The organism is Candidatus Krumholzibacteriia bacterium (assembly GCA_029865265.1).
Taxonomy (GTDB): domain Bacteria; phylum Krumholzibacteriota; class Krumholzibacteriia; order WVZY01; family JAKEHA01; genus JAKEHA01.
Window position 1 is genome coordinate 21554 of the sequence record JAOUHG010000036.1, and the last position, 9704, is coordinate 31257.

A 9704-nucleotide genomic window follows, 5' to 3' on the forward strand; every position below is an offset into this window, starting at 1 on the left:
CCGCGAGCCGCCATGGTACAAATGATACTCGAGCCCGTCGTCGGACGCAAGGCACCGCCAGTCTGACGCGCGCGGGCCGAGCCGCGCGCTCAGCTGTTCGGGTTCGACATCCGCTGCGCGATCTGGGCGGAGCTGCCGACGGTGATCACGACGCGGCGGTTCTGCGCCCGGCCCGCGGCGGTTTCGTTGCTGGCCACCGGCTGGCTGGGGCCGTAACCGACGGCGGCGAAGCGCGCATAGTCCACCTTGTACTTGCCGGTCAGGTAGTGCAGCACCGACAGCGCGCGCGCCGTCGAGAGCTCCCAGTTGGTGGCCCACTTGGTCTGATAGTCGACCGGAATGTTCCGGTTGTCGGTGTGACCTTCAATGAGGATGCGCCGGTCGGGATAATCCTTGAGCACGCCCCAGATACGGTCGAGCGTGTTCTTAGCGTCTACGGTGATCAATGCCTGCGCCGAACCGAAGGTAGCGGCACCGTCCATGGTGATGTGGGTGAGCCCGTCTTTCTCTTCCATCAGGATCTTCTTCTGCCGCTCCAGATCCGCGAGCGAGCTGCGCAGCTGTTCGTTCATCTTCTGCTGCTGGGCGACGTCCTGTTCCAGGCCGTTTACTTCCTGATTCAGCCGGGTAATCTCCGTCTGGAGCTCTTCGATCTGGGCTTCCTTCTCGGCCATCAATTTCTTGTTGGAACACCCGGTGAGGGCGAGCGCGGCGCCGAGCGCCACCACGATGAGCGTGGTTTTCATGGCATGCCTCCTGTCTTTCCGGTTTCGCGGTGCCATCATTGTATCACGAATCGGCGCGGGATTCCTCTGAATCGCCCTTTGTTGCCCGCGACGCCGCTACCATTTGTCCCAGTGCGATACCGCCATCGTTGGGCGGGACGCGCTGATGCCAGTACGGCGCAAACCCGGCCGAGGTCAGGCGCGCGATCGTCCCCTCCGCGAGCAGCCGGTTCTGAAAACATCCACCCGTGAGACACACCCGCGGCAACTGCTCGCGCATCGCCACCGCAACAATCATCTCCGCGAGCGTGTTGTGAAACTTGCGCGAGGTGCGCGCAACCGGCGTTCCCACATCGCGATCGGCGAGAATCGCCCGCAACATCGGCGCCCAGTCAAGATCGGCGCCGCGCAGCGCAAAGGGATACGCGTCATCTCCTGTTTCACCTTCGGCGGCAAACTCGAGTTCCATGGCCGCCTGCCCTTCGAACATCGAGCGGGCACGCACACCCGCCAGCGCGGCCACCCCATCGAAGAGGCGCCCCGCGCTCGACGTGGCCACCACGCCGGTGCCGGTGGCGAACATCTGGCGCAGCAGCGAGAATTCCGCGTCCGTGAACACCAGGCGTTCGCGCGTGTCCGCGCGCTCGAAGCAGGCGTCACCCTCCATGGCGTACAGCAATCCCAGCGCGCTGCGCCGCGGCTCGCGCGCCGCACCGTCGCCACCTGGTAGCGGGAACGTGCGCAGGTGCGCCACGCGCAGGAACCCGCCGTCGCGCACGCGCAGGAATTCTCCTCCCCAGATGGTCCGGTCGGAACCAAAGCCGGTTCCGTCCCAGCTCACGCCCAGCACCTCCCCCTCGAGTTCGTTGTCCGCCATGCACGCCAGCACGTGCGCGTGGTGGTGCTGCACGCCGATCCGCCGCGCGGAAAGTGTCTCGGCGAACTGCGTGGATGCGTAGTCGGGGTGAAGATCGTGCGCCACGATGGCGGGCGAGAGCTGATACAGGGCTGGCAGCCGCTGCGCCGTTTCTTGAAAGCCCGCCAGCGCCTGCGGAGTATCGAGGTCACCCAGGTGGTGGCTCAGAAGCAACTGGCCGTCCACCGAGAAGCCGATGGTGCTCTTGAGATGCGCACCCACCGCGAGGATCGCCTCCCCCGGCTCCACGCGGGCGAGTGGCAGCGGCGCATACCCGCGCGCGCGCCGCAACAGCATGGGCCGGGATGCGATGGTGCGCGCGATGGAGTCGTCGGCGTAGCGGGCAATGGGACGGTTGTGCACGAGAAAACAGTCGGCGATCCCCGCCAGCCGATCCAGCGCCTCACGCTCGTCGGTTGCGATGGGCTCGTCGGAGAGGTTGCCACTGGTGGCCACCACCGGGAAGGCGAGATCGCGCATCAGCAGGTGGTGCAGCGGTGAATACGGCAGCACCACGCCGAGGTATGGATTGCCCGGGGCCACCGACGGCGCAACCACGTCCCCGCGCCGCGCGAGCAGCACGATGGGGGCCTCGGGGGACGCGAGCAGCGCCTCCTCCGCCGCCTCCACTCGGCAAATCACCCGCGCCGCCTCCAGATCGGGGAGCATCAGTGCAAACGGCTTTTCCTCCCGCCGCTTGCGGTGCCGCAATTCCCGCACCGCGGCGTCGTTGCGTGCGTCACACATCAGGTGGAACCCGCCCACGCCCTTGACCGCCACGATCTCCCCCGCGCGAATGGCGTTGGCCGCCGCGTGCAGCGCGTCGCCACCCGAAGCGAGAGATTCGCCGGAGGGATTCCATAATTCCAGCCGCGGCCCGCACACCGGACACGCGTTGGGCTGGGCGTGGAAGCGCCGGTCCGCGGGGTTCTCGTATTCCGCGCGGCAATCCGGGCACATATCGAAACCGGCCATGGTGGTGCGCGCACGGTCGTAGGGCAGCGATTCAATGATGGTGAAGCGCGGGCCGCAGTTGGTGCAGTTGGTGAACGCGTAGCCAAACCGGCGATCGGCCGGGTCGAGGATCTCGTGCAGGCAGTCGGGGCAGGTGGCGATGTCGGGGAGCAGGAGCGTGGTGGCGGAACCCGCCACGTTGGACGCGCGCACTTCAAAGACCGTCGCGCCCACCGGATCGAGCCAGCGCGATTCCATGCCTTGGATGATTGCGCGGGGCGGTTTTGCCGCCAGCAGTTCCGGGACGAAGCGCTCCACCGCGGCCTCCGGTCCCTCCACGTCCACCTCCACGCCGGCCGCGGTGTTCACCACCCACCCGGCCAGTCCCAGACCGGTGGCCACGCGGTAGACGGTGGGCCGGAACCCGACCCCCTGTACCACGCCGCGTATGTGGAGATTCAGCCGACGAGCGCCCATGTCCGGCCCCAAGCATAGCCCCGCGGACCCCCCCGGAGGCATTGAAATTACACGCGTTCCGGCGCCGCTCCCCCCGGGCGCCCCGGGGCCCCTGAAAATTCCATATTGACGCTTTGAGAATAGGACAATAAGCTCCCCAACTACAAAGTCACACTCCGGTTTGGTTGGGACGGCGGTTCCGTCGTCTTTGAGTTGGGTGCTTCGACGGACCAAGCGTTCCTCACTCGAGGAGGGTTCGCCATGTCTGATCAGGCGCTTACCGTGTGGCAGGAGATGCAGAACAAGGGTTACACCCGGCGCGACTTCGTCAAGCTCTGCACACTCCTCGCCGCATCCGCCGGTCTCTCGTCCTCATTCATTCCCAAGATCGTCCGAGCACTGGAAACCAAACCACGACCGCCGGTGCTGTGGTTCCACTTCCAGGAATGCACCTGCTGCAGCGAGTCCTTCATCCGCGCGTCGCACCCGCTGGTGGCGGACATCCTCCTCGACCACATCTCGCTTGACTACACCGAGACGCTGCAGGCAGCGGCCGGTGCCCAGGCCGAAGAGGCAATGCACGCCACCATGAAGAAGTTCCCCGGCAAGTACCTGATGCTGGTGGAGGGTTCCGTGCCCACCGCGGATGGCGGCGTGTACTGCTGCATCGGCGGGCGCACCGCAATCGACATCGTGCAGGAAGCGGCCGCGGGTGCCGCGGCGCTGGTGGCGTGGGGCAGTTGCGCGTGCAACGGGTGCATTCAGGCGGCCAAGCCCAACCCGACTTCCGCCACGCCGTTGCACAAGGTGGTCACCGGCAAGCCCATCGTGCGGGTGCCGGGATGCCCGCCCATAGGCGACGTAATGGCGGCGGTTGTGGTGCACATGCTCGCCTTCGATCGCATTCCACAACTCGACGGTCTTGGCCGGCCCAAGGCGTTCTACTCGCGCCGCGTCCACGACACCTGCTACCGCCGTGCCTACTACGACGCGGGGCTGTTCGTGGAGAGCTGGGACGACGAGGCGGCGCGCAAGGGCTACTGCCTGTACAAGATGGGTTGCCGCGGCCCCATGACCTACAACGCGTGCAGTGTGACGCGCTGGAACGAGGGCACCAGCTACCCCATCCAGTCCGGCCACGGCTGCATCGGATGCAGCGAGGCGAATTTCTGGGACAACGGCCCGTTCTACCAGCACCTGGCGTCCTTCCCCGGCTTCGGCATCGAGTCGACCGCCGACAAGATCGGCATGGTGGCGACGGCGGTGACGGCGGCGGGCGTGGCGGCGCACGCGGTGGCCACCAACATCCGCAAGCGCAAGGAGATCAAGGAAGCGATGGACGCGGGCACCCCCGAACCGGAAAAGCGAGGTGAGTGATGGCCAACCGAATCGTGGTCGACCCGATCACACGGATCGAAGGACATCTCAGGATCGAAGCCGAGATCAAGGACGGCAAGATCGTCGACGCGTTCAGTTCCGGCACCATGGTGCGCGGCTTCGAGCTGATCCTCAAGGGCCGTGACCCCCGCGACGCGTGGGCATTCACCGAACGCGCGTGCGGCGTGTGCACCACCGTGCACGCGCTGGCGTCGGTGCGGGCGGTGGAGGACGCGCTCAAGATCACCATCCCGCCCACCGCGGAACTGGTTCGCAACCTGATGTTCTGCGCCCAGTACCTGCAGGATCACGTGGTTCACTTCTACCACCTGCACGCGCTCGACTGGGTGGATGTGGTGAGCGCGCTCAAGGCGGACCCGGCGCAGACCTCGGCGCTCGCGCAGAAGATATCCCCGTGGCCCAAGAGTTCGGTGGGGTACTTCACCGACCTGCAGAAACGGCTCACCGCGTTCGTGGAGAGCGGCCAGCTGGGCATCTTTGCCAACGCCTACTGGGGCCACCCGGCCTACAAGCTCCCGCCGGAGGTAAACCTGATTGGCGTGGCGCACTACCTCGAGGCGCTGGAGTGGCAGAAGGAGATCGTCAAGGTCCACACCGTGTTCGGCGGCAAGAACCCCCACCCCAACTACCTGGTGGGCGGCGCGCCATGCTCGTTCAACATCGACGAGGTCAACGCCATCAACGCCGAGCGGCTCGCGCTGGTGGGTTCGCTGTTCCAGCACGCGGCCACGTTCGTGGAACAGGTGTACCTGCCCGATCTCCTGGCGGTGGCGCCCTTCTACACCGACTGGGCGGCCATCGGCGGCGGGCTCAAGAACTACATGGCCTACGGCGACCTGCCGATGAACGGCTACGGCGATCCGACGCGCTTCAAGTTCCCGCGCGGCGCGATCCTCGACCGCGACCTCGGCACGGTGCACGAGGTGGACCCGCGCGACCCGGCGCAGGTGCAGGAATTCGTGCCGCACTCGTGGTACGAGTACACCGACGGCGACGCCGCCGGCAAACACCCGTGGGTGGGCGAGACCAGGCTCAACTACACCGGTCCCATGCCGCCCTACGAGCAGCTCAACGTGGACGGTAAGTACAGCTGGCTCAAGACCCCGCGCTGGAAGAACCACCCCATGGAGGTGGGCCCGCTGGCCCGCCTGCTGGTGGGGTATGCCAGCGGCAGCAAGGAGATCCAGGACGTGGTCAACGAGGCGCTCGCCGCACTCAACGTCCCGGTGGGCGCGCTGTTCTCCACCCTGGGACGCACCGCCGCGCGCGGCCTGGAGACGCGTCTGATTGCGCGCTGGGCGCTCGAGTTCTACGGCCAGCTGCTCACCAACCTCAAGAATGGCGATACGCGCACGCACAACGGCGAGATGTGGGATCCCGCCACCTGGCCCGCGGAGGCAAAGGGTGTGGGCATGTCGGAGGCGCCGCGCGGCGCGCTGGCGCACTGGATCGTGATCAAGGACCGCAAGATCGACAACTACCAGCTGGTGGTGCCGAGCACCTGGAACGCATCGCCGCGCGATGCCCAGGGGCAGCGTTCCGCGTACGAGGAGTCGCTGGTGGGGACACCGGTGGCCGATCCCGAGAAACCGGTTGAGATCCTGCGCACCGTCCACTCGTTCGACCCGTGCATCGCCTGTGCGGTGCACGTGTACGACGAACACGGGCAGACGGTGAGCCAGGTCGTGGTCGAATAGGGGGATAGCATGCAAACGAGCACATTGCGGCGCGCGTACGTCTGGCAGTTTGCGGTACGCATGTTCCACTGGATCAACGCCCTCTGCATCGTGGTCCTCGCCCTCACCGGCTACCTGATCGGGCGCCCCCTCGCGTTTTCCAACGCGTCGGAGGCGTCGTTCAGCTACTGGTTCGGCACGGTGCGCTTCATCCACTTCACCGCGGCGTACATCCTGATCTTCAACTTCCTGTTCCGCATCTACTGGGGCTTCGTGGGCAACGAGTACGCCAACTGGCGCAACTTCATCCCGCTCAGGCGCAGCCAGTGGGTCGAGATCGGAAAGGTTCTCAAGGTGGACATCCTGCTGGGCAAGATGGAGGAACCGCTGCCGTCGACGGGACACAACGCGCTGGCCGGGGTGGTGTACTTTCTCTCCTTCCTGGTCTTCCTGGCCCAGGTGATGACGGGGCTCGCGCTCTATTCGGCCATGAGCGATTGGCCGCTGGCCAACATGTTCGCCTGGGTGGTGCCGCTCTTTGGAGGAGACTTCGGCGTGCGGCAGTGGCACCACATGCTCATGTGGTTCTTCCCCATCTTCATCCTCGTGCACGTCTACCTGGTGGCGTACCATGACTACGTGGAAGGCCGCGGCGTGATGTCATCGATGGTGGGGGGCTGGAAGTTCATCGACCGGCCGTCACCGGGCGCGCGTTCCAGAAGGTGAGCGCGCCCTGATCGTTCTCGGCATCGGTAACGTCCTGCTGGGCGACGAGGGCGTGGGCATCCACGCCATCCGCGCGCTCGAAGAGGCAGACCTCCCCGCCGATGTGCCGCTGGTGGACGGCGGCACCGGCGGGTTTCATCTCCTTGCATTATTCCATGAACATGATGCGATGATCCTGATTGACGCCACCCTGGACGGTGCCGAGCCCGGCACCGTGCGCGTTCTCCACCCCCGCTTCGCCAGCGACTTCCCCCGATCGCTCAGCGCGCATGACATCGGCCTGCGCGACCTGGTGGAGGCGGCGGTGCTCACGCGCCCGTTGCCGCGCATCGACCTGATCACGGTGTCGATCCCCCGCATCAACCCCATGACACTCGAACTCACGCCCGCGGTGGCCGCTGCCATCCCCGAGGTGGTGGCGAAGGTTCGATTGTTGCTGGAAGAGAGACCGGCAGGCTGAAACACGCGGTCGCGCGCAATCCCTAGCAGATGCGCGGCAGCTGTTCCCCGGAGAGCATGTCGACCACGCGCTTCGCGCCGATGCGGGTGCGCAGCACCACGCGGCCCCGCGGCGTATCGCACACTTCGCCGATGATCGCCGCGCCCGCACCCAGCGGGTGCCCCCGCCACACATCCAGCACCGCCTCGGCGTGGGAACGCGCCACGATGGCAATGCACTTGCCCTCGTTGGCCACGTAGAGCGGGTCGAATCCCAGGATCTCGCACGCGCCCTTGACCGCCTCGTTCACCGGGATCGCGGTCTCGTGGAGTTCGATCCCCACCTGCGCGAGGGCGGCGATCTCGTTGAGCGCGCTCGCCACACCACCGCGCGTGGGATCGCGCAGCACGTGCACGTGGCTCCCCGCCACTTTCAATGCCGCGTCCACCAGGCCGTTGAGCGGGGCGGAGTCGCTCACGATCTCCGTCTCGAACTGCAGTCCCTGGCGCACGGACAGGATGGCGATGCCGTGCACGGCGATCTCGCCGCTCACCAGCACCACGTCACCCGCGCGTGCGCGCGTGGGCGCGATCTCCACGCCTTCCGGAATCACGCCGATGCCCGACGTGTTGATGAACACGCCGTCCCCCTTGCCGCGATCCACCACCTTGGTGTCGCCGGTGACTACGGAAACGCCGGCCTCGGCCGCCGCGCGGCCCATCGACTGCGCGATGCGCTTGAGGTCGGCCATGGGGAGCCCTTCCTCGATGATGTAGGCCGCGGAGAGGTGCAGGGGGCGCGCGCCACACATGGCGAGGTCGTTCACGGTGCCGTGTACTGCCAGCGAGCCGATGTCGCCGCCGGGAAAGAAGATGGGGCTGATCACGAAGGAGTCGCTGGAAAACGCGATGCGACCGGGCGGCAGCGTCAGCACCGCGCCATCGTGCAGCGCTTCGAGCGCAGGGTTGCGCAGTGCCGGCACGAACACGCTTTCAATCAGCTTCTGGCTGAAGCGGCCGCCGCCCCCGTGGGCCAGCTGCACCGTCTCGGGGGATTCGCCGGGCACCGGGCACGACCACTGCGCGGGATCGGGACGTTTTTCCGTGCTCATGCCGGCCTCCGGTAGGAGAAGTAGGCCGCGCAGGCGCCCTCCGCGGACACCATGGGCGCGCCCAGCGGGTGATCGGGCGTGCACTTGCCACCAAAGGCGGTGCACTCGAGGGGCTTCTTGTGCCCCAGCATGATCTCGCCCGCAATGCACTCCCGCGATTCCTCGGTGCGGATGTGCCCGCTGTCGAAGCGGCGCGCGGCATCGTAGCCGGTGAAGGCCTCGCTCAGGCACAGACCGCTCTGCGGGATCACGCCGATGCCGCGCCACGCGCGGTCGCAGGTGGCGAAGACCTCGCGTACCCGCTTGCGCGCGGGCACGTTGCCCGCGCGGGTCACCGATCGCTTGTACGCGTTCTCCACCGTGTGCCGGCCCTTTTCCAGCGCGGTCACGCACGAGAGAATGCCGGTCATCAGGTCCACCGGCTCGAACCCGGTGACCACGATGGGGACGCGGTACTTCTCCGCCAGGGGCTCGTAGTCTTCGTAACCCTCCACCGTGCACACGTGCCCGGCGGCCAGAAAGCCCTGGATGCGGCAGTCGGGCGATCCCAGGATGGCGTCGATGGCGGGCGGCACCAGCACGTGCGAGCACAGCACCGAGAAGTTCCGGAGCCCCATCTCGCGCGCCTGCCACACCGCCATGGCGTTGGCGGGGGCGGTGGTCTCGAAGCCCACCGCAAAGAACACCACCTCGCGCGCGGGGTTCTCGGCCGCGATCTTGACCGCGTCGAGCGGGCTGTAGACGATGCGCACGTCGCCCCCCTCGGACTTGACCTGCAGCAGGCTCTTCGCCGAACCGGGCACGCGCAGCATGTCGCCAAAGGAGGTGAAGATCACGCCGGGCCGCGCCGCGATGTCCACCGCCTGGTCGATCAGCTCGAGCGGGGTCACGCACACCGGGCAGCCGGGCCCGTGTACCAGGGTGAGTTCGGGGGGCAGGAGCTGATCGAGGCCGAACTTGAGGATGGAGTGGGTCTGGCCGCCGCAGATCTCCATCAGCGACCACGGCCGGCGCTGCACGGCGGCAATGGCGGCCGCGGCGCGCTGCACCGCCTCGCCGTCGCGGTATTCGTCAACGAAGCGCATCGCCGCCGGATCCCGTGTCCTCGCCCAGGTCGGCCAGGTCACCCATCTGCTTGAGCAGTTCGAAGGTGGCCACGGCCTCCGCCTCGTCCACCTGGCTGATGGCAAAGCCGGCGTGCACGATCACATATTCGCCCACCTGCACGTCGGGCAGGAACGACAGACAGACTTCCTTCTGGATGCCGCCAAACTGGACCACGCCGCTCTGCACGCCGAGATCA

At 66.9% G+C, this 9704-nt stretch carries 10 protein-coding genes; 4 read left to right on the forward strand and 6 right to left on the reverse strand.

Translation table 11 applies throughout. The annotated features are described in order from the left end of the window. Positions 1–89: 89 nt before the first annotated feature. Both OEX18_13160 and hypF read right to left on the reverse strand, forming a co-directional pair. Positions 90–746, reverse strand: coding sequence for an OmpA family protein (locus OEX18_13160; GenBank protein MDH4338214.1), 657 nt, complete (start codon positions 744–746; stop codon positions 90–92). A gap of 43 nt (positions 747–789) precedes the next feature. Then, positions 790–3072: a carbamoyltransferase HypF gene (gene hypF / locus OEX18_13165; GenBank protein MDH4338215.1), complete on the reverse strand. Its 2283-nt coding sequence runs from the start codon at positions 3070–3072 to the stop codon at positions 790–792. A 240-nt stretch (positions 3073–3312) separates the two neighbouring features. Here hypF and OEX18_13170 point away from each other — a divergent pair, with 240 nt between their 5' ends. Genes OEX18_13170 through cybH form a run of 3 tightly spaced genes read left to right on the forward strand, consistent with a single transcriptional unit; the run spans position 3313 to position 6851 of the window. Then, on the forward strand, positions 3313–4428 hold the full coding sequence (locus OEX18_13170) for a hydrogenase small subunit (protein ID MDH4338216.1): 1116 nt from the start codon (positions 3313–3315) through the stop codon (positions 4426–4428). After that, positions 4428–6146 carry a nickel-dependent hydrogenase large subunit gene (locus OEX18_13175; protein ID MDH4338217.1) on the forward strand — a complete coding sequence of 573 codons (1719 nt, stop codon included), beginning with the start codon at positions 4428–4430 and terminating at the stop codon, positions 6144–6146. The genes OEX18_13170 and OEX18_13175 overlap by 1 nt, the downstream gene beginning before the upstream one ends. 9 nt (positions 6147–6155) lie before the next feature. Beyond that, positions 6156–6851 (forward strand): Ni/Fe-hydrogenase, b-type cytochrome subunit, encoded by a 696-nt coding sequence (gene cybH, locus OEX18_13180; GenBank protein MDH4338218.1) that lies wholly within the window; start codon positions 6156–6158, stop codon positions 6849–6851. On the opposite strand, the gene OEX18_13185 is transcribed toward cybH, so the two are convergent. Further along, positions 6811–6990, reverse strand: coding sequence for a hypothetical protein (locus OEX18_13185; protein ID MDH4338219.1), 180 nt, complete (start codon positions 6988–6990; stop codon positions 6811–6813). The genes cybH and OEX18_13185 overlap by 41 nt on opposite strands. Between OEX18_13185 and OEX18_13190 the strand changes: the two genes are divergently transcribed. Then, entirely contained in the window at positions 6904–7311 is a 408-nt protein-coding gene (locus tag OEX18_13190) for a hydrogenase maturation protease (GenBank protein ID MDH4338220.1), read from the forward strand. The genes OEX18_13185 and OEX18_13190 overlap by 87 nt on opposite strands. A 22-nt stretch (positions 7312–7333) precedes the next feature. Here the strand turns inward: OEX18_13190 and hypE are convergent, their stop codons facing one another. The 3 genes from hypE to OEX18_13205 are packed head-to-tail and all read right to left on the reverse strand — an operon-like array spanning position 7334 to position 9694. Further along, entirely contained in the window at positions 7334–8401 is a 1068-nt protein-coding gene (gene hypE, locus OEX18_13195; protein MDH4338221.1) for a hydrogenase expression/formation protein HypE, read from the reverse strand. Further along, positions 8398–9486 carry a hydrogenase formation protein HypD gene (gene hypD / locus OEX18_13200; protein MDH4338222.1) on the reverse strand — a complete coding sequence of 363 codons (1089 nt, stop codon included), beginning with the start codon at positions 9484–9486 and terminating at the stop codon, positions 8398–8400. Before hypD ends, hypE begins: the two co-directional genes overlap by 4 nt. Beyond that, the gene (locus tag OEX18_13205; protein ID MDH4338223.1) at positions 9473–9694 is read right to left on the reverse strand and encodes a HypC/HybG/HupF family hydrogenase formation chaperone; all 222 of its coding nucleotides are present in this window, start codon (positions 9692–9694) and stop codon (positions 9473–9475) included. The genes hypD and OEX18_13205 overlap by 14 nt, the downstream gene beginning before the upstream one ends. Between the last annotated feature and the right edge of the window lie 10 nt (positions 9695–9704).